Source organism: Polaromonas sp. P4_F4 (assembly GCF_056401355.1).
In genome coordinates this window covers 147,008-164,382 of record NZ_JBFUJO010000004.1, presented here as the reverse complement: position 1 = coordinate 164,382, position 17,375 = coordinate 147,008, and the positions used below count along the sequence as shown (strand labels likewise).

Genomic DNA, 17,375 nt, shown 5'->3' with positions numbered 1-17,375 from the left:
CACCGATAAGGCCGGCGAAGCACACCCTGGCGATACGGTGCCCCGTATCGCAGGAACGAAAAATTAGCGTGAGTACAACTCGACAATCAACGATTCGTTGACGTCGGCGGCAAACTCATCGCGGTCAGGAACCTTCTTGAAGGTGCCTTCGCCCTTGTCGGCGTTCACATCGACCCAGGCGGGCAGGCCGACCTGTTTTGCGAGCTCGAGCGCTTCGGTGATGCGGGTCTGCTTCTTCGACTTGTCGCGCACGGCGATGACGTCGCCGGCCTTGACCATGTACGAAGGAATGTTGACCGAACCGCCGTTGACCGTGATGGCCTTGTGCGACACCAGTTGGCGCGCTTCGGCGCGGGTCGAACCGAAGCCCATGCGGTACACCACGTTGTCCAGGCGGCATTCCAGGATGAACAACAGGTTGGCGCCGGTGTTGCCTTTGCGGCGATCGGCTTCCTCGAAATAGCGGCGGAACTGCTTCTCCAGCACGCCGTACATGCGCTTGACCTTCTGCTTTTCGCGCAGCTGCAGGCCGAAGTCGGAAGTACGGGTACCTGAAGTACGACCGTGCTGGCCGGGCTTCGAATCAAATTTGGCCTTGTCGCTGATGGCGCGGCGTGCGCTCTTCAGGAAAAGGTCGGTGCCTTCACGGCGGGATAGTTTGGCCTTGGGGCCGAGATAGCGTGCCACTTGAGTGTCCTTGTGTCATCTGCTGCATTGCTGCAGGAGCCTTCGGTGTGAACCTAACGGCGGTGGGCTTGATAAAAAATGCCTGACCTGGCTGACTGCAAGGCAATCAACCAGAGCAGGCAAGGCAATTAAATGCGGCGGCGCTTTTGTGGGCGGCAGCCGTTGTGCGGAACCGGGGTAACGTCGGCAATCGAATTGATCCGGATGCCCAGCGCGCCTAGTGCACGGACGGAAGATTCGCGTCCGGGACCTGGGCCCTTGATTTCAACGTCAAGATTCTTGATGCCCTGCTCAATGGCAGCACGGCCAGCCACCTCGGATGCAACCTGCGCTGCAAAAGGCGTCGACTTGCGCGAACCTTTGAAACCCTGACCACCGGAAGAAGCCCAGGACAATGCATTGCCCTGGCGATCCGTGATGGTGATGATCGTGTTGTTGAAAGAAGCGTGGACGTGGGCAATGCCATCCGCCACGTTCTTGCGTACTTTCTTGCGAACGCGCTGTGCGGCGTTATTGCTTGGTGATTTTGCCATGACGACCTCTCAATTATTTCTTCAAAGCAGCAGCGGCCTTGCGCGGACCCTTGCGGGTGCGGGCATTGGTCCGTGTGCGCTGGCCACGCATGGGCAGGCCGCGACGATGGCGGAAACCACGGTAGCAGCCGATGTCCATCAGGCGCTTGATGTTCATCGTGGTTTCACGACGCAAATCGCCCTCGATGGTGAACAGAGCAATCTGGTCACGGATTTTTTCCAGATCGCCGTCAGTCAGATCTTTGATTTTTTTCGAATAGGCGATATCACATGCTTCGCAAATCTTGCGAGCGCGTGTGCGACCTATGCCGAAAATTGCAGTCAAGCCGATTTCGGCGTGCTGCTGCGGCGGAATATTGATACCAGCGATACGTGCCATGTGCGTCCTCTAAATCTCTTGAAAATCAGCCTTGGCGCTGCTTGTGACGCGGATCCGTACAGATCACGCGTACAACGCCCTTGCGGCGGATGATTTTACAGTTGCGGCAAATTTTCTTGACCGAAGCTGAAACTCTCATTTCTTTCTCCTAAACTTTCTCTCTGTGCTTACTTGGCACGGAACACAATTCGTGCTCGCGATAAATCGTATGGTGTCAATTCAACTGTCACCTTGTCACCTGGAAGAATGCGGATGTAGTGCATGCGCATTTTTCCTGAGATGTGTCCAAGTACAACATGTCCATTTTCCAGCTTCACCCTGAAAGTTGCATTGGGAAGGTTTTCAACGACCTCCCCCTGCATCTGAATCACATCGTCTTTAGACATATCCCATCAAATATCCGGTTAACCGCCCAGTGACGTCTTGAAATTCGCCTTTTTAAGCAACGACTCATACTGTTGCGACATCATGTAATTCTGTACCTGGGCCATGAAATCCATGGTGACCACCACAATGATCATCAACGACGTGCCACCGAAATAAAACGGCACGTTGTATTTCAAAATCAAAAACTCTGGCAACAGGCACACAAACGTGATGTACACCGCGCCGGCCAAGGTCAAACGAACCAGAATCTTGTCGATATACCGGGCCGTCTGGTCACCCGGACGTATGCCTGGAATGAACGCACCACTCTTTTTCAGGTTGTCTGCCGTTTCACGGCTGTTAAACACCAGGGCCGTGTAAAAGAAGCAGAAAAACACAATCGCACTGGCATACAACATCACGTAAATGGGCTGGCCTGGTGTCAATGTGCCGGCAATGTCTTTCAGCCAGCGCATGCTTTCACCCGAACTAAACCATCCAACGACCGTCGCCGGCAACAAAATGATGGAGGAAGCGAAGATCGGCGGAATCACGCCTGCCATATTCAGCTTCAACGGCAAGTGCGAAGACTGCCCGCCATACACCTTGTTGCCCACCTGGCGGCGGGCGTAATTCACCAGAATCTTGCGCTGCCCCCGCTCGATAAACACGACGAAATACGTCACCAAAACCACGACGGCCACGATCACGATCGCTATCAGGATACTCATCGCCCCGGTACGCACCAGTTCCAGCAGGCCACCCATGGCGTTCGGCAACCCTGCCGCAATACCTGCAAAGATCAGAATCGAAATACCGTTACCCAGACCACGCTCGGTGATCTGCTCACCCAGCCACATCAGGAACATCGTTCCAGCGGTCAGGCTGAAGACCGCCGTCATCCGGAAGCCAAAACCAGGCACCAGAACCAGCCCGGGTGAGCTTTCGAGTGCCACGGCGATACCCATCGACTGAAACAGGGCCAACGCCAGTGTTCCGTAACGTGTGTACTGCGTGATCTTGCGGCGACCGGCTTCGCCTTCTTTTTTCATCTGCTCGAACGTCGGCACAACATACGTGAGCAGTTGCATGATGATCGAGGCCGAGATGTACGGCATGATGCCCAAGGCAAACACCGTGAATCGCGCCAGGGCACCACCGGAGAACATATTGAACAAGTTCAGTATGCCGCCCTGCTGGCCCTTGAAAAGCTCTTTCAGCTGGCTAGGGTCAATACCCGGCACCGGGATGTGCGCGCCAATGCGGTACACCACCAGGGCCAGCAGCAAAAACACAAGCCTGTTGCGCAAATCACCGTACTTGCCGGTTTTCACAATTTGAGCCGAGCTGGTTGCCACTGATTTATCCAGTCAGGTATTTAAGCGACGGAGCCGCCAGCGGCTTCAATAATGGCCTTGGCACCCGCCGTGGCGGAAATGCCGTTCAGCTTGACAGCCTTGGACAGTTCACCCGACTTGATGACCTTGACGTTCTTGGCGAGCTGACCCACCAGGCCGGCAGTCTTCAGCGCCAGCAGATCCACTTCGGCCAGGCCGAGCTGCTCCAGCGCGCCCAGAGTGACCTCGGCGTTGAACTTGAGCAGATGCGACTTGAAGCCGCGCTTGGGCAAGCGGCGCTGCATGGGCATTTGACCGCCCTCGAAGCCCACCTTGTGATAACCGCCAGCGCGTGACTTCTGGCCTTTATGACCACGTCCAGCCGTTTTACCCAGGCCCGAACCAATGCCGCGACCGACACGTCGCTTGGCATGTTTTGCGCCCAGGCTAGGCTTGATTCCGTTCAATTCCATGTTGAGTCTCCGCTCAGATAACCTTGACCAGATAACTGATCTTGTTGATCATGCCGCGCACCGCGGGCGTGTCCTGCAATTCGCTGACGCTGTTGACACCGCGCAGGCCCAAGCCGCGCACAGTTGCGCGGTGTGATTCCTTGGTGCCAATCGGGCTGCGAACCAGCTGGACTTTTACTTTGGCTTCTTTGGTCATTTCAATGCTGCCTTAGCCGAAGATTTCTTCGACCGATTTACCACGCTTGGCCGCTATTTCAGAAGCCGTGGTGGAATTGTTCAGTGCATCCATCGTGGCGCGCACCATGTTGTAAGGGTTGCTCGAACCATGGCTCTTGGCCACGATGTCGGTGATGCCCATCACTTCAAAAACAGCGCGCATCGGGCCGCCGGCGATGATGCCGGTACCCTTGGGAGCCGGCGCCATCATGACGTTGGCGGCACCCCAGTGGCCGAATACATTGTGGTGGATGGTGCCGTTTTTCAACGAGACCTTGGTCATGTTGCGGCGCGCTTCTTCCATGGCCTTTTGCACGGCTGCAGGCACTTCTTTCGACTTGCCCTTGCCCATGCCAACGCGGCCGTCACCGTCGCCAACCACTGTCAGTGCGGCGAAACCGAGAATACGGCCGCCCTTCACCACTTTGGTGACGCGGTTGACCGCGATCATCTTTTCCTTCAGACCATCGTCTGGAGCGTCGTTTTGCGATTTTGCTTGAAACTTAGCCATACTTAATTCCAGTCTGCTTAGAACTGCAAACCAGCTTCGCGAGCCGCATCAGCCAGCGCTTTGACGCGGCCGTGGTACGCAAAACCGGCGCGATCAAACGCCACTTTTTCCACACCTGCTGCTTTTGCCTTTTCGGCAATACGCTTGCCAATGGCCTGCGCAGCAGCAACGTTTCCACCTTTACCCGAAGCGCCAATTTCCTTGCGCACTTCCACTTCCGCGGTGGATGCAGCAGCCAGGACCTTGGTGCCGTCGCCAGAAATGACACTGGCGTAAATATGCAGATTGGTGCGATTCACGGTCAGACGGGCAACACCTTGCGTGGCGATGCGGATCCGGGTCTGGCGTGAACGACGAAGGCGCTGCTCTTTTTTGGTCAACATGATGCAGCTCCTTATTTCTTCTTGGTTTCTTTGATCGTGATCTTCTCATCCGAATAACGGATGCCCTTGCCCTTGTAAGGCTCGGGAGGACGAACTGCGCGCACTTCGGCGGCAATCTGGCCTACACGCTGACGGTCAGAACCCTTGATCACCACCTCGGTGGGGGTTGGGGTTGCGACAGTGATGCCAGCAGGCATGTCCATGATCACAGGATGCGAGTAACCCACGGTGAGGTTCAGCTTGGCGCCTTGCGCCTGGGCCTTGTAACCCACGCCGATCAGGCTAAGCTTTTTCTCGAAGCCCTTGGTGACACCCGTCACCATGTTGTTCACGAGCTGGCGCATCGTGCCGCTCATGGCATTGGCTTCACGCGAGTCATTGGCAGGCGCAAACGTCAGCTTGCCGGCATCATTCTTGATGGTGACAAGCGCATTTTGCGTCAGCGCCAAGGCGCCGAGAGCGCCCTTGACATTAATCTGGTCGTCTTTGATTGCCACATCCACACCCTGGGGCACGGTAACCGGCATTTTTCCTACACGAGACATTTCAGTTTCTCCTCAATGCCGCCGTTAGGCCACGTAGCACAGCACTTCACCACCGATGCCGGTAGCGCGCGCCTTGCGATCCGTCATAACGCCCTGGGGCGTCGTGACAATTGCCACACCAAGGCCGTTCATGACCTGGGGAATGGCGCCATGACCTTTGTAGACACGCAGGCCCGGGCGGCTGACGCGCTCAATGCGCTCAATCACGGGGCGGCCTGCGTAATACTTCAGGGCGATTTCCAGTTGGGATTTGCCTTCGTCGGTCTTGACGGAGAAGCCATCGATATAGCCCTCGTCTTTCAACACCTGCGCGATGGCAACCTTGACTTTTGACGACGGCACCAGCACAACGGCTTTTTCAACCATTTGTGCATTCCGGATGCGCGTCAGCATGTCGGCGATAGGATCACTCATACTCATTTGCGGTTCTCCTATTGCTTACCAGCTTGCCTTGGTGATACCAGGGATATCACCAGCAAAAGCCAATTCACGGATCTTGGCGCGAGCCAGGCCGAATTGACGGAACGTACCGCGCGGGCGACCCGTGATTTCGCAGCGGTTACGCTGGCGAGTCGGGTTGGCGTTGCGGGGCAACTTTTGCAGCTCGAGGCGAGCCAGCTGACGCTCTTCATCGGAGCGCTTGGCGTCGTTGGACGTCGCCTTGAGTTCAGCGTATTTCTTGGCGAACTTGGCCGCGAGTTTTTCGCGCTTCAGTTCACGTTGCAGTAAAGCTTGTTTTGCCATGTCCCGCCTCAGTTCTTGAACGGAAAACGGAAGGCGGTGAGAAGTGCCTTGCACTCTTCATCGGTCTTGGCCGTTGTGGTGATGCTGATATTGAGACCGCGCAGGGCGTCGACCTTGTCGTACTCAATTTCAGGGAAAATGATCTGCTCTTTCACGCCGATGTTGTAATTTCCGCGGCCATCAAAGGCGCGACCGGAAATACCGCGAAAGTCACGAACACGCGGCAGGGCCACGGTCACGAAACGATCGAGGAACTCATACATCTGCACGCCGCGCAGCGTCACCATGCAACCAATGGGCAGGTCTTCGCGGATCTTGAAACCGGCGATAGCCTTTTTGGCCTTGGTCACAACAGGCTTCTGGCCGGCAATCTTGGCCATGTCGCTCACAGCGTTGTCCATGACCTTCTTGTCTGCAACAGCCTCGCTCACACCCATGTTGAGCGTGATCTTGGTGATGCGCGGAACCTGCATGGGCGAGGTGTAGCCGAATTTCTCAATCAGGCTGGGCGCGATTTTTTCGCGGTATTGATCTTGCAAGCGTGCCATGTTTATGCAGCCTTAATTTCGTCGCCGCTGGACTTGAAGACGCGCACTTTTTTGCCGTCTGCCAACAACTTGATGCCAACCCGATCCGCCTTGCCCGTTGCAGCATTGAAAATGGCCACATTGGACTGGTGAATCGGCATGCTTTTCTCGACGATGCCGCCGGTGGCGCCCTTGAGCGGGTTGGGCTTGGTGTGTTTTTTCACCAGGTTGACCCCATCCACCAGCACGTGGCTGTCGTCTTTGCGCAGCGAAACCGTGCCGCGCTTGCCTTTATCGCGACCTGCGATCACGATGACTTCGTCGCCTTTGCGAATCTTGTTCATGGGGCGTCCTTACAGAACTTCAGGAGCCAGAGACACGATCTTCATGAACTTCTCAGTGCGCAACTCGCGCGTCACTGGTCCGAAGATGCGGGTGCCGATAGGCTCCAGCTTGGCGTTAAGCAACACTGCCGCGTTGCCATCGAATTTGACGAGCGAACCATCGCCGCGGCGGATGCCCTTGGCGGTGCGAACGACCACAGCACTGTAAACCTCGCCTTTTTTGACGCGGCCACGGGGAGCGGCTTCTTTGATGCTCACCTTGATGACATCACCAACGCTGGCGTACCGGCGCTTGGATCCGCCCAGCACCTTGATGCACATCACGGATTTAGCACCCGTGTTGTCAGCAACATCGAGTTTGGATTGCGTTTGAATCATTTAAATTTAGTCCCAACTTGCACCAGAAAGCCGCATTGCAAAATCCTCGGATCCCGCAAGCCACAGCCCAGTCAGTCTTGGGCCCGTCGTCCACATCACAAACCACTTGCAATGCTTCCGCTGGGCAGAATTCTTCGCCTTTTTCACAGCGAAGCCCACGATTATGGCCGAATCCCAAAGCACTGTCAACTGCCTCTTGTGAAAATAACCCCACAATTACAGCCAGAGACGCCCGCTGGGGCCGGCAGACCAACCGGGTGGCATATTCGGGGAAGCGTCCGCTACGCCCGGGCCCGCGCAAGGCCAGTGACGATATTTACGGGCAAATCGGGCCTTAGCCTAATATTCACCGGGATAAGCAGCTACCAAAAGAGTAGCAAAATTCGCTTCATTGCTGGCTTCATGGTTGAGTTGCGGTGATGGGGATGGTGGCGTTAGTGGTGACCGGATCACCGAAGCCCTCCGTGGCGGTTTCGGGCCGTTCAGTCGTTCAACTCGTTCCGGCTGGCAAGCTGAGGTACTGGCCACAAAGCGCCTGAAATGCCTCCAGCTGCGGATCGACCCCGTTTTCCTGCAGAAGCAGTGCCGCCACCCCGGGCGCCAGCGACCGGGCCTGGGCCGCGTCCAGGAACAGCAGGCGGGAGCGACGAGCCAGCACGTCTTCCACGCAACGCGCGTACTCGTAACGGGCAGCAAACCGCACCATGGCTTCCGTCAGCCCCCCTCCCAGTTCATGGTCGGCGCCCGGCAGGCTCTGCACGGCTGCGGCTTCACTTCCGTACAAGTGAACGCCCGGCGCATCGCTTATCTTATGGCCGGCATCCTGAGCGCCCACTAACTTCAGGTGGGTCGTCACGGTACCCGCACGCCCCGGGAGCAGGCCCGCGGCGAAGCAGGTGTCCAGCACATCCTCAGCCATGGCCCGGTAAGTGGTCCACTTGCCCCCGGTCACTGTGACCAGACCGCTGTTGCTGACCCGCACCGTGTGTTCCCGCGACAGGGCCTGGGTTCTCTCCGCATGGTCATCAGACGGCTTGACCAGGGGCCGCAGGCCGACCCAGATGCTTTTGATGTCGGACGGGCCGGGCGCGCGGCTCAGGTAGCGCGCCGATTCGCGCAGTATGAAATCAACCTCTTCCTTGAACGGCAGCGGCTCGCGGGCCAAATCATGCCGCGGCGTATCGGTGGTCCCCAAAATGGTTTTACCCAGCCAGGGCACGGCAAACAGCACCCGGCCGTCAGCCGTCTTGGGAATCAGCATCGCGTGGTCGGACGGTAAAAACGACCGGTCCACCACGATGTGCACGCCCTGGCTGGGTACGACCATGGGTTGGGCTTCGCGGCCTGTCGCCTGCCCGTCCTGCAAGCGCAGCTGGTCGACCCAGACACCCGCCGCATTCACCACGCATTTGGCCTTGATCTCAAAAAGGCGACCCGTTTCCTGGTCCTGCGCGTGAAGGCCCGCCAGTTTGCCGTTTTCATGAATCAACCCCGTGGCGGCACAGTAATTGACCAGCAGCGCGCCCTGGCGGGCGGCGGTGCGGGCCAGCGCCAGGGCCAGGCGCGCGTCGTCAAACTGGCCGTCCCAGTACTTGACGCCGCCCCGCAGGCGGCCATTGGGTCCTTGCAACTGGACCGTGGGGAGGTAGCCCAGCGTTTCGGTTCGGCTCAAAAACTCTGTTGGCCCCAGTCCGGCCTTGCCGGCCAGGGCGTCGTACATCTTCAGCCCCACGCCATAAAAAGGCGCTTCCCAGAACTTGTAGGAAGGCATGACAAAAGCCAGGGGCTGCGCCAGGTGCGGCGCATTGGCCAGCAGCGTGGTGCGCTCGTGCAAGGCCTCGCGCACCAATGAAATATTGCCTTGCGCCAGATAGCGCACACCACCATGCACCAGCTTGGTAGCCCGCGACGAGGTGCCTTTGGCAAAGTCGTGCGATTCGACCAGCACGACAGAGAACCCGCGCGCCGCGGCATCAAGCGCCACGCCCAGGCCGGTGGCGCCGCCGCCGATGATGGCGATGTCGTACTGACAGGGTTGGGCCAGCCGGGCGATCAGCTCATGGCGCCGCGTCGGCAGCGGCGTGGATTCAGTTGAAATGGGCCTCATTTTCCGTAGTGGGTGTTGCAAAGTTTCCCTAGCCCGAAAAACTCCGCACGCCGCTCACCGGGTCGTCATGGCGATGACGGCCTGCGACGCCGGCCGCCACCGGAATCGACGCACCGAAGCGGGCAAACAAGGGCAGCGCGGACAGCGGCGCCGCGACCGTGTGCACTTGGCCGGCCTCGAAGCGTGCACCGGTGTGGAAGTCAAACCACGCCTCGGGTCCTTTGGGCAGGTAGACACTGCGTGACGTGGCGCCAGCGTGCACCACCGGAGCGACAAGCAGTGCGTCACCAAGCATGAAGTCGTCGCTGTCGGCGAAACATTGCGCGTCGTCCGGAAAATCATAAAAGGTCGGGCGAATGATGGGTTGGTGCAGACCATGGGCGCGCTCGAAGAGAGACCACAAATACGGCATCAGGGTGTAACGCAGCCGGATCGCTGCAGCCACATCAGCCGTCACCGCCGGGTGCAGCCAGGGCACGTTGACGGTGCCGTCCGTTTTCCAGGAGTTCATCACCATGCGCGGGTTCAGGCTACACGCCTGCACCCAGCGCAAAAACAGTTCAGGGTCAGGTGTCGGGCCGGCGAAGCCGCCGACGTCATGGCCGATGTTGAACATGCCCGACAGGGACATTTGCAGGCCGGTGCGGATGTTCCAGCGCAAAGTTTCCCAGCTGGTGGTGTTGTCGCCGGTCCAGGTTTGCGCGTAGCGCTGGATCCCCGGAGAGCCGCCGCGCGTGACGGTGAAGACCTCTTCGTCAGGGCGGTGCGCGGCCTGCGCCTCAAAGGTTGCACGCGTCATCAGCAAGGGATGCAGGGGGCGTGCGCGGTGCATCGGGATGGCTTCGCCAAAGCCATGGCACATGGCGCCATCGTCCATGATGGCGTATTCGTTGTTGTCGTTCCAGCCGGTATCGATTCCGTAGTCGAGTACCTGCGCCTGCAGGTTCTTTTGCCACCAGGCCACGGCCGAGGGATGGGTGAAGTCGAGGTGGGCACCGACGCCGTCCCAGAATTGCTCCACCACGGGCTGCCCGCTTTGGGCGTCGTGGATAAAGCCGCCCTGCGCGCGCACCTCGCCATAGGCGGGGTGGTCATCGAGCAGGCAGGGCTTGATATTGGCCACCACATGCATGCCGGCCTCATGGAACCTGGCATTCAGCGACTTCGGGTCAGGGAACTTGTCGGTATTCCAGGTGAACACATAACGGCGCTTCCCGCGCGACGAGTAGCCCGATCCGTAATGGAAGGACGAACACGCGATGCCCTCGGCTTCAATGCGCGTGATGAAGGCATCGAGTTGCTTTTGCGCGTCGCTCGCATCGGTCAGCCCCATCGCCGTTTGGGCAAACCCCAACGACCAGCGCGGCGGCAAATGGGTGCCACCGATCAGGCGCACAAACTGCGAGATCACCTCGCCGGGTGTGTCCCCCACCATGACGTAGTAGTCCAGGTCGCCGTCATCGATTTCGACATAGCGAAATAGCTCGTGGTAGTTGTCGTGTTCGCAGCCCAGGTCGAAGGTGCATGCCGACAAGGTGTCGTAATAGATGCCCCACCACTGGCCGCCGGGGGCACGCGTCAGCACAAACGGCCAGTGTTTGTACAGCGGATCACCTTTTTTCGGGTCGTAGCCCAGAGAGTCCAGCGCCAGCGTGCGCAAGCGCCTGCCATGCAGGTCGAGCGGCCCGGTCTTGTCGCCCAGCCCGTAGTAGCGCTCGGCGCGGTCGCGCTGCAAATAGTGCCGGACGGCGCCGGTGCGCTGACTCGCGAAATACGACGAGGTCGCACGGTCGCTGAAGAGCACTCGTCCCTGGCTGTCCTGCCACGACAAGGTCAGTGGATCTTCCTTCACCGTCACCGAGAGAGCGCTGGTACGCAGAGTCACCTCTCCGGCCTGCTCGATCACCCGTGCGCCTGGGCGACTGAATCCGCCGGTGTCGTCGCGCTGGCGCCCGGACCATGCGACGTCCTCGCCGGCGTGCGGCGCGATGGCCCAGGTGCGCGGCTCCCGGTAGCCGGACGCTGGTTTGCAGCGCACGCGAACCATGGCGGATTCCAGCACCTGAATGCTGAAGCCAGCGCCGCCTTCGATCGACAGATCGACGCCGTGTTCGTGCGCTTGGGTGACGCGGGCGCGTCCGAATGTCTTCATTGGTTTCTCCTGTTGAATGATTTACCCAGGACCGGATATGCCGGCAGGGTTTGGCTTACAAGCGCAGGCCGTTCTGGTCGAAGCAATGCACGTGCTCCGGCGGCACGGAAACCTTCACGGTGTCGCCGCACCGGATGGATGTCTGTCCGCTCAGGATGATCTCGAATGGCGCATCCGGCACCACATTGCCGCGCAGGACGCTGGTGCTGCCGAGCTGCTCGACCTGCGACACGACCAAGCTCAGTGGACCGCTGTCGGAAAGCTGTGCATGCTCGGGTCGGATGCCCACCGTGTGGGTGCCCGGCTTCGCCATGGGCAGGTGCATCACCGGCACGAAGTTCATGCGCGGGCTGCCGATGAAGCCAGCCACGAACTCGTTGCAGGGCCGGTTGTACAACTCCAGCGGCGCGCCGATCTGCTCGATGCGACCGGCGCGCAGTACCACGATCTTGTCGGCCATGGTCATGGCCTCGACCTGGTCGTGCGTCACGTAGATCATGGTGGCACCCAGGCGGGCGTGCAGGTCGCGGATCTCGGCCCGCATCGACACGCGCAGTTCGGCATCGAGGTTGGACAGCGGCTCGTCGAACAGGAAGAGCTTGGGCTCGCGCACGATCGATCGGCCAATGGCCACACGCTGGCGCTGCCCGCCAGAAAGCTGCGTCGGCTTGCGCTGCAGCAGCTGTTCAAGCTTCAGCATCCTGGCCGCCGCCTGGACCTTGGTCTCGATGACCGACTTGGCCACGCCCAGGTTTTCGAGGCCGAATGCCATGTTGTCGTAGACGCTCATGTGCGGGTACAACGCGTACGACTGGAACACCATGGAGCAGCCCCGGTGCGCAGCGGGAACCTCATTGACGCCCTTGCCGTCGATGCGGATCTCACCGGTGGTGGCGGGTTCCAGCCCGGAGATGATGCGCAGCAGCGTGGATTTACCGCAGCCCGAGGGGCCGACGAAGACGACGAATTCACCGCTGGAAACCGTGAGGTCCACGCCATGGATGGTCGTGATCTTGTCAAAGGTCTTGACGATGTTGGAGAGTTGGAGAGTAGCCACGAAAGTGTCCCGTGTTGATGTCAGGCTTTACTTGACGCCGGCGCTGGCGATACCGGTGGCGATGTACTTCTGCAGGAAAGTGAAAACCAGGGTGATCGGAATCAGGGTGATGACCGTCATGGCCAGCAGGTAGTGCCATTGGGTATTGAGTTCGCCCTGGAAGGCGTTGAGTGCCAGTTGCAGCGTGAAGTTTTCCGACTTGGACAGCACGATCAGTGGCCACAGGAAGTCGTTCCAGCGCCACATGAACGAGAAGATGGCCAGCACCGCCATGGCGGGCGCAGCCAGCGGCAGGATGATCTTCCAGTAGATGCGCCATTCGCTGGCGTTGTCCATGCGCGCGGCCTCGAGCAGCTCGTCGGGAATCGTCAGCATGTACTGGCGCAGCAGGAACACGCCGGTGGGCGTGGCGACCGCGGGCAGGATCACGCCCCACAGGTTGTTCAGCAAGCCCATGCTGGAGATCACCAGGAACGCCGGCACCAGGATGATGGTGGGCGGGACCATCAAGGTCGCGATGATGACCAGGAAAACGGTCTTCTGGCCGGTGAACCGGTACTTGGACAAGGCGAACGCCGCCATGGAGTTGATCAGCAGCGTGATGAGGGTGGCGACCACGGTGATGAACACGCTGTTCCACAAGTAGGTGCCGAAGGCGAACTTGCCGAACAGCTCGGTGTAGTTGCCGCCGGCGAACCTCAGTTCGTTCACCGGCTTGCGCTCATTGATGTTGACGCGGACCTCGGTTTGCGGCTGCTGCGGATCCACCATGGTGGCGACGATGCCAATGCGGCGTACCTGAGCCAGCTCGCGCGTGCTGCCCTGCTCGTCCTTGACCAGGTACAGCGGCAAGGGTTGGTCGTGACCTGGCACCACCGCCGTCTTCTGGCTGTAGGGCAGGAAGCTGGGGGGAAACTGGCTCAGCGCGCTTTCGGTCTTGAAGGACGACATGACGAGCCAGAGCACCGGCCCGAACATGACCACCAGCCCGAGCAGAAGATAGCCGTAGGAGACCCAGTCGGTCCAGTGCAAGCGGCTGCGGCCGCGGGTACGGGTGAGGAAATTCGCCATCGCTCGGTCCTTATTTCTTTGCTTTTCCGGCTTCACCGGCCCTGGACAGCCGCAACTGCGCCAGCGTCAGCGCCATGAGGCCGACAGCGAGGATCAACGAGGCGGCTGCGGCCAGACCGTACAAGTGGATCTGCTCGGCAAAACCGGTCTGGTAGATGTACTGCACGATGAAGGTGGTGGCCGATCCCGGGCCGCCGCCGGTGAGCACGAACACCTCGTCGAAGATCTGCACCGCGCGGATCATCAGCAGCACCAGCACCACGATCAGGTTGGGCATGAGCAGCGGCAGCGTGATGCGCGACAACACGCGCCACGGTGGGGCGGCATCCATCTCGGCGGCCTCATACACGTCTTTCGGGATGGCCTGCAAGCCCGCCAGCAGGATCAGGGTGTAGAAACCCATGTGGGCCCAGATAGACACCACCACCACCCAGAAAAAGGCCCAGTGCCTGTCCAGCAGCCAGTTGATGGGCTCGGCGCCCACGCCCACCAGGCCGGCGTTGAGCACGCCCTGGCTTTGCAGCAGCCATTTCCAGATCAGCGCCACCACCACCGGCGACAGCAGCACGGGGTAGAAGAACACGCCGCGCCAGAAGCCGCGCCCGATGATCTTGCGGTTCAGCACGAGGGCCGTGGCCAATGAGAAGAACAGCATCAGCACGACCTGGATCAGGCTGAACTTGACCGTGCTGAAGATCGAGCGCAAGAAGATGTCCGTGCGGCAGCTCTGCAGGTCCGTGTAATCGCGGCATTCCAGCAGGGTGACGAAGTTCTCCATCCCGGTGAAGGGCCGCTGCGTGGGCAGAAGGTTCACACCGCCGGTCACCGCATACGCCAGATTGATCACGATCGGCAGGAGCGTGAACAGGCCAATCACCAGCAGATTCGGCCCGACAAAGAGCCAGCCGATGCGCGAGGCGCCGAGCCATTTCTGGCCAAGCCGGAACACCGGCTCGAACAGGTTGAAGCAAAAGCCCAAGAAGGCTGAGAAGACTGACATACCGACTCCGATCTACTGTCCCGTGACGCCGCCAGCGCCGCTGCCTTATTCCAGAGACACCGCGGAACTGGCTCCGCCAGGCCGCAGGTGTCGCCCCCTGCAAGGGGGGAGGAGCGACACGCAGTGCGCGACTTGGGGGTGAACCTACTTCCCCGCCTGCTTGACCGCTTCTGCCATGTCGGCGCTGATCTTGGTGACGGCTTCGTCCACGCTGATCTCGCCAACAATGGCCTGCGTGACGCGGGTCACGGTCGGCAGCATCAGGGCGCGGTTGTACTTGTAGCCCTGCAGCGCGTAGGCAGGCGGCGCCAAACTCGCGGTGCCGCTGGTGAACACGCCGAGTGCGGCCTGGGCCGCGGGGCCGGCGCTCGGGTAGCTCACGCCCTTCTTGGCCACGCCAGCATGGGCCGGGATATTGTTGGTCTTGGACGCGAATTCGGCGACGTTGGCTTCTTGCGCCATGAAGTCGAGGAACTGGCCCACTTCCTTCGGCGACTTGGTCGTCTTCAGCGCAGCCCAGGCGGCACCGCCGGGCATGCCGGTGCAGGCCGCCGGGCCGCACGGATTCGGCACGGCGACCCAATCGAACGCGTTGCCGATTTCCTTCTGCATGCGGTTGATCTGCCAGGAACCCGACAGGATCATCACCAGACGGCCGTTCTTGAACTCACCCACGGTATCGGCATAACTGGAGCCGCCCGAGCCGCCCCACGCGTCCTTCAGCATGGTGCCGTCCTTGTGCCAGTCGACGAACTTGCGCACAGTGGTCTTGTAGCCGTCGTCCAACACCAGATTGCCCTTGGCGTCGAAGATCTTGGCGCCATAGCTGATGGCCGGGCCTGCGAAGCGGTGGCCCGAGCGGTCCCAGGCCATGGCGGCCGGCGTCTGCGTGGCCTTGGCCACCTTGCGTGCCGCGTCGACCCACTCTTCCCAGGTCGCTTTCGGCCCGGGCATGGCAATCTTGGCTTGTTCGAACAGCGTCTTGTTGACAAACGGGCCGGTCATCGTCAACTGCGACATGAAGCCGTAGATGCCCTTGTCGCTGGCGCTGGGCCGCAGCCAGGGCAGGGTGGCACCGAAGTTCGCTTCCCAGTATTTGCGGTCCTTCACATAGGGGCTAATGTCCAGGTAGTACTTCGACAGCCCACCCAGGTCGGTGAGGCGCGCAATATCCGGGCCCTGCCCCGCAGCCAGCTGCACCGGTAGCTGCTCCAGAATCGTCTTGAACGGGACGACGTCAAGAATCACCTTGGTGCCGGCGTTTTGGGCCTCAAAACGTTTTGCCAGTGCGGCCGTGACGTCGCACTCGTTGCCATCCTGGTAACACATTACACGGATGTCTGCAGCGCATACCGACACAGGCAACGCAACTACGGCTGCCACCACAGCGGCCAAGCCATTCCTGGAAACACGAACTTTCATAGTGAAATCCTTCATAACGTTCATGGTGAAATCCTTCAAAGCAGTGGAACTTGGGCCTGGCGAACCGACATAGTCACGCCTTTGCCGATTGGCCGACTTTCTTACTGGCGTGATCAAGGGCCAGAGCCGCATCACGCCACCCTGGACAAAACGGGGCCGCGCGGCACGGCGGCAACGAGCGCCGCGCCCTGAAAAAATGAAATGGCGAACAACACAGATACTCCCTGCATGGCTTTGTCAAAGTTCGAATATGTTCTATTGTTGTTCTTTTTTGATTGTTTTATCTAATAGTTTTCCCTTAGTATTTTCCTTTTGTTTCGATATAGAGTGTGAAAAACTCTTGTCATGCATACCCTCGTGAACTCCAATCCCCGGCAAATCAAGCTTCTTGACTTCGTGCGCGCCCATGGCGCGGCTTCGGTTGAACAACTCGCCGACAAGCTGGGCGTCACCCTGCAGACCGTGCGGCGCGATGTGCAGCGCCTGGCGGATGCCGGTTTGCTGGCGCGCTTTCATGGCGGTGTGCGGGTGCCCAGCTCCACCATAGAAAACATTGCGCACCAGCAACGCAAAAATCTCAGCGCAGAAGGAAAGGCGCGCATTGCCCGTGCCGTGGCCCAGCGCGTACCCAACGACTGCTCGCTGATCCTCAATATCGGCACCACGACGGAGGCCGTTGCCAAGGCACTGCTGCATCACAAGGGACTGCGGGTCATCACCAACAACCTGAATGTGGCGGAGATTTTGTGTGACAACCCCGACTGCGAGGTCATCGTGGCCGGCGGCGTGGTGCGCGCGCGCGACCGCGGCATTGTGGGTGAGGCTGCCGTCGATTTCATGCGCCAGTTCCGGGTGGACATCGCCATCATCGGCATTTCCGGCATCGAGCCCGACGGTTCCCTGCGCGACTTTGACTACCGGGAGGTCAAGGTGGCGCAGACCATCATTGAGCACGCCCGCGAGATCTGGCTGGCCGCCGACAGCAGCAAGTTCAACCGCCCGGCCATGGTCGAGCTGGCCCGACTGTCGCAAATTGACCGTCTGTTCACCGATATGCCGCCGCCCGAGCCTTTTCCCGCCTTGCTGGAAGAGGCCGACGTCAGCTGTGAAATAGCCCACCCCTGAGCCGGCACGGCCACCCAA

General features: G+C 59.9%; 23 protein-coding genes. 1 reads left to right on the top strand and 22 read right to left on the bottom strand.

Annotation, left to right across the window (positions count from 1 at the left end):
* Nucleotides 1-63 precede the first annotated feature (63 nt).
* The 22 genes from rpsD to AC1DUR_RS06465 all read right to left on the bottom strand — a co-directional run bounded on the left by rpsD (nucleotide 64) and on the right by AC1DUR_RS06465 (nucleotide 16,232).
* A complete protein-coding gene (gene rpsD, locus AC1DUR_RS06570; protein WP_477718938.1) occupies nucleotides 64-687 on the bottom strand; it encodes a 30S ribosomal protein S4 in 624 nt (207 codons plus the stop codon).
* 128 nt (nucleotides 688-815) lie between these two features.
* Nucleotides 816-1,220, bottom strand: coding sequence for a 30S ribosomal protein S11 (gene rpsK, locus AC1DUR_RS06565; protein ID WP_007869288.1), 405 nt, complete (start codon nucleotides 1,218-1,220; stop codon nucleotides 816-818).
* A 13-nt stretch (nucleotides 1,221-1,233) separates the two neighbouring features.
* Complete coding sequence (rpsM, locus tag AC1DUR_RS06560) at nucleotides 1,234-1,599, bottom strand: 30S ribosomal protein S13 (RefSeq protein WP_011481466.1); 366 nt, start codon at nucleotides 1,597-1,599, stop codon at nucleotides 1,234-1,236.
* 25 nt (nucleotides 1,600-1,624) lie between these two features.
* Complete coding sequence (gene rpmJ / locus AC1DUR_RS06555; protein WP_011481465.1) at nucleotides 1,625-1,738, bottom strand: 50S ribosomal protein L36; 114 nt, start codon at nucleotides 1,736-1,738, stop codon at nucleotides 1,625-1,627.
* 28 nt (nucleotides 1,739-1,766) lie between these two features.
* On the bottom strand, nucleotides 1,767-1,985 hold the full coding sequence (gene infA / locus AC1DUR_RS06550; protein ID WP_007869286.1) for a translation initiation factor IF-1: 219 nt from the start codon (nucleotides 1,983-1,985) through the stop codon (nucleotides 1,767-1,769).
* Between the two features lie 18 nt (nucleotides 1,986-2,003).
* On the bottom strand, nucleotides 2,004-3,323 hold the full coding sequence (gene secY / locus AC1DUR_RS06545; RefSeq protein ID WP_477718937.1) for a preprotein translocase subunit SecY: 1,320 nt from the start codon (nucleotides 3,321-3,323) through the stop codon (nucleotides 2,004-2,006).
* Nucleotides 3,324-3,343: 20 nt separating this feature from the next.
* Complete coding sequence (gene rplO / locus AC1DUR_RS06540; protein WP_477718936.1) at nucleotides 3,344-3,775, bottom strand: 50S ribosomal protein L15; 432 nt, start codon at nucleotides 3,773-3,775, stop codon at nucleotides 3,344-3,346.
* A gap of 13 nt (nucleotides 3,776-3,788) precedes the next feature.
* Nucleotides 3,789-3,971 (bottom strand): 50S ribosomal protein L30, encoded by a 183-nt coding sequence (gene rpmD, locus AC1DUR_RS06535; RefSeq protein WP_011481462.1) that lies wholly within the window; start codon nucleotides 3,969-3,971, stop codon nucleotides 3,789-3,791.
* Between the two features lie 12 nt (nucleotides 3,972-3,983).
* Nucleotides 3,984-4,502, bottom strand: a complete 519-nt coding sequence (gene rpsE, locus AC1DUR_RS06530; RefSeq protein WP_011481461.1) for a 30S ribosomal protein S5 — start codon at nucleotides 4,500-4,502, stop codon at nucleotides 3,984-3,986.
* A gap of 17 nt (nucleotides 4,503-4,519) precedes the next feature.
* Entirely contained in the window at nucleotides 4,520-4,885 is a 366-nt protein-coding gene (gene rplR, locus AC1DUR_RS06525; protein WP_007869273.1) for a 50S ribosomal protein L18, read from the bottom strand.
* A gap of 11 nt (nucleotides 4,886-4,896) precedes the next feature.
* The gene (gene rplF / locus AC1DUR_RS06520; protein WP_477718935.1) at nucleotides 4,897-5,430 is read right to left on the bottom strand and encodes a 50S ribosomal protein L6; all 534 of its coding nucleotides are present in this window, start codon (nucleotides 5,428-5,430) and stop codon (nucleotides 4,897-4,899) included.
* Nucleotides 5,431-5,454: 24 nt separating this feature from the next.
* On the bottom strand, nucleotides 5,455-5,850 hold the full coding sequence (gene rpsH / locus AC1DUR_RS06515; protein WP_122954342.1) for a 30S ribosomal protein S8: 396 nt from the start codon (nucleotides 5,848-5,850) through the stop codon (nucleotides 5,455-5,457).
* 18 nt (nucleotides 5,851-5,868) lie between these two features.
* Nucleotides 5,869-6,174 carry a 30S ribosomal protein S14 gene (gene rpsN / locus AC1DUR_RS06510; protein ID WP_293405188.1) on the bottom strand — a complete coding sequence of 102 codons (306 nt, stop codon included), beginning with the start codon at nucleotides 6,172-6,174 and terminating at the stop codon, nucleotides 5,869-5,871.
* An 8-nt stretch (nucleotides 6,175-6,182) separates the two neighbouring features.
* Nucleotides 6,183-6,722: a 50S ribosomal protein L5 gene (gene rplE / locus AC1DUR_RS06505; RefSeq protein WP_477718934.1), complete on the bottom strand. Its 540-nt coding sequence runs from the start codon at nucleotides 6,720-6,722 to the stop codon at nucleotides 6,183-6,185.
* Between the two features lie 2 nt (nucleotides 6,723-6,724).
* Nucleotides 6,725-7,045 carry a 50S ribosomal protein L24 gene (gene rplX, locus AC1DUR_RS06500; protein WP_477718933.1) on the bottom strand — a complete coding sequence of 107 codons (321 nt, stop codon included), beginning with the start codon at nucleotides 7,043-7,045 and terminating at the stop codon, nucleotides 6,725-6,727.
* Between the two features lie 9 nt (nucleotides 7,046-7,054).
* On the bottom strand, nucleotides 7,055-7,423 hold the full coding sequence (gene rplN / locus AC1DUR_RS06495; RefSeq protein WP_007869247.1) for a 50S ribosomal protein L14: 369 nt from the start codon (nucleotides 7,421-7,423) through the stop codon (nucleotides 7,055-7,057).
* A 490-nt stretch (nucleotides 7,424-7,913) separates the two neighbouring features.
* Nucleotides 7,914-9,530 carry a glycerol-3-phosphate dehydrogenase/oxidase gene (locus AC1DUR_RS06490; RefSeq protein ID WP_477718932.1) on the bottom strand — a complete coding sequence of 539 codons (1,617 nt, stop codon included), beginning with the start codon at nucleotides 9,528-9,530 and terminating at the stop codon, nucleotides 7,914-7,916.
* A 28-nt stretch (nucleotides 9,531-9,558) separates the two neighbouring features.
* Nucleotides 9,559-11,682: a TIM-barrel domain-containing protein gene (locus tag AC1DUR_RS06485; protein ID WP_477718931.1), complete on the bottom strand. Its 2,124-nt coding sequence runs from the start codon at nucleotides 11,680-11,682 to the stop codon at nucleotides 9,559-9,561.
* A 55-nt stretch (nucleotides 11,683-11,737) separates the two neighbouring features.
* The gene (locus AC1DUR_RS06480) at nucleotides 11,738-12,739 is read right to left on the bottom strand and encodes an ABC transporter ATP-binding protein (protein ID WP_477718930.1); all 1,002 of its coding nucleotides are present in this window, start codon (nucleotides 12,737-12,739) and stop codon (nucleotides 11,738-11,740) included.
* A gap of 27 nt (nucleotides 12,740-12,766) precedes the next feature.
* Nucleotides 12,767-13,810: a carbohydrate ABC transporter permease gene (locus AC1DUR_RS06475; protein WP_477718929.1), complete on the bottom strand. Its 1,044-nt coding sequence runs from the start codon at nucleotides 13,808-13,810 to the stop codon at nucleotides 12,767-12,769.
* A 10-nt stretch (nucleotides 13,811-13,820) separates the two neighbouring features.
* Nucleotides 13,821-14,810, bottom strand: a complete 990-nt coding sequence (locus AC1DUR_RS06470; protein ID WP_477718928.1) for a carbohydrate ABC transporter permease — start codon at nucleotides 14,808-14,810, stop codon at nucleotides 13,821-13,823.
* Nucleotides 14,811-14,954: 144 nt separating this feature from the next.
* Nucleotides 14,955-16,232, bottom strand: coding sequence for an ABC transporter substrate-binding protein (locus AC1DUR_RS06465; protein WP_477718927.1), 1,278 nt, complete (start codon nucleotides 16,230-16,232; stop codon nucleotides 14,955-14,957).
* Between the two features lie 357 nt (nucleotides 16,233-16,589).
* On the opposite strand from AC1DUR_RS06465, the gene AC1DUR_RS06460 reads away from it, so the two are divergent.
* Nucleotides 16,590-17,357, top strand: coding sequence for a DeoR/GlpR family DNA-binding transcription regulator (locus tag AC1DUR_RS06460; protein WP_477719049.1), 768 nt, complete (start codon nucleotides 16,590-16,592; stop codon nucleotides 17,355-17,357).
* The last annotated feature ends 18 nt before the right edge of the window (nucleotides 17,358-17,375 follow it).

What these genes read in the sequence shown, in the direction of transcription:
- rpsK (WP_007869288.1), bottom strand. Translation starts at nt 1,220, where the DNA reads ATGGCAAAATCACCAAGCAATAACGCCGCACAGCGCGTTCGCAAGAAA.
- rpsM (WP_011481466.1), bottom strand. Translation starts at nt 1,599, where the DNA reads ATGGCACGTATCGCTGGTATCAATATTCCGCCGCAGCAGCACGCCGAA.
- rpmJ (WP_011481465.1), bottom strand. Translation starts at nt 1,738, where the DNA reads ATGAGAGTTTCAGCTTCGGTCAAGAAAATTTGCCGCAACTGTAAAATC.
- infA (WP_007869286.1), bottom strand. Translation starts at nt 1,985, where the DNA reads ATGTCTAAAGACGATGTGATTCAGATGCAGGGGGAGGTCGTTGAAAAC.
- rplO (WP_477718936.1), bottom strand. Translation starts at nt 3,775, where the DNA reads ATGGAATTGAACGGAATCAAGCCTAGCCTGGGCGCAAAACATGCCAAG.
- rpmD (WP_011481462.1), bottom strand. Translation starts at nt 3,971, where the DNA reads ATGACCAAAGAAGCCAAAGTAAAAGTCCAGCTGGTTCGCAGCCCGATT.
- rpsE (WP_011481461.1), bottom strand. Translation starts at nt 4,502, where the DNA reads ATGGCTAAGTTTCAAGCAAAATCGCAAAACGACGCTCCAGACGATGGT.
- rplR (WP_007869273.1), bottom strand. Translation starts at nt 4,885, where the DNA reads ATGTTGACCAAAAAAGAGCAGCGCCTTCGTCGTTCACGCCAGACCCGG.
- rplF (WP_477718935.1), bottom strand. Translation starts at nt 5,430, where the DNA reads ATGTCTCGTGTAGGAAAAATGCCGGTTACCGTGCCCCAGGGTGTGGAT.
- rpsH (WP_122954342.1), bottom strand. Translation starts at nt 5,850, where the DNA reads ATGAGTATGAGTGATCCTATCGCCGACATGCTGACGCGCATCCGGAAT.
- rpsN (WP_293405188.1), bottom strand. Translation starts at nt 6,174, where the DNA reads ATGGCAAAACAAGCTTTACTGCAACGTGAACTGAAGCGCGAAAAACTC.
- rplE (WP_477718934.1), bottom strand. Translation starts at nt 6,722, where the DNA reads ATGGCACGCTTGCAAGATCAATACCGCGAAAAAATCGCGCCCAGCCTG.
- rplX (WP_477718933.1), bottom strand. Translation starts at nt 7,045, where the DNA reads ATGAACAAGATTCGCAAAGGCGACGAAGTCATCGTGATCGCAGGTCGC.
- rplN (WP_007869247.1), bottom strand. Translation starts at nt 7,423, where the DNA reads ATGATTCAAACGCAATCCAAACTCGATGTTGCTGACAACACGGGTGCT.
- AC1DUR_RS06490 (WP_477718932.1), bottom strand. Translation starts at nt 9,530, where the DNA reads ATGAGGCCCATTTCAACTGAATCCACGCCGCTGCCGACGCGGCGCCAT.
- AC1DUR_RS06485 (WP_477718931.1), bottom strand. Translation starts at nt 11,682, where the DNA reads ATGAAGACATTCGGACGCGCCCGCGTCACCCAAGCGCACGAACACGGC.
- AC1DUR_RS06475 (WP_477718929.1), bottom strand. Translation starts at nt 13,810, where the DNA reads ATGGCGAATTTCCTCACCCGTACCCGCGGCCGCAGCCGCTTGCACTGG.
- AC1DUR_RS06470 (WP_477718928.1), bottom strand. Translation starts at nt 14,810, where the DNA reads ATGTCAGTCTTCTCAGCCTTCTTGGGCTTTTGCTTCAACCTGTTCGAG.
- AC1DUR_RS06465 (WP_477718927.1), bottom strand. Translation starts at nt 16,232, where the DNA reads ATGAAAGTTCGTGTTTCCAGGAATGGCTTGGCCGCTGTGGTGGCAGCC.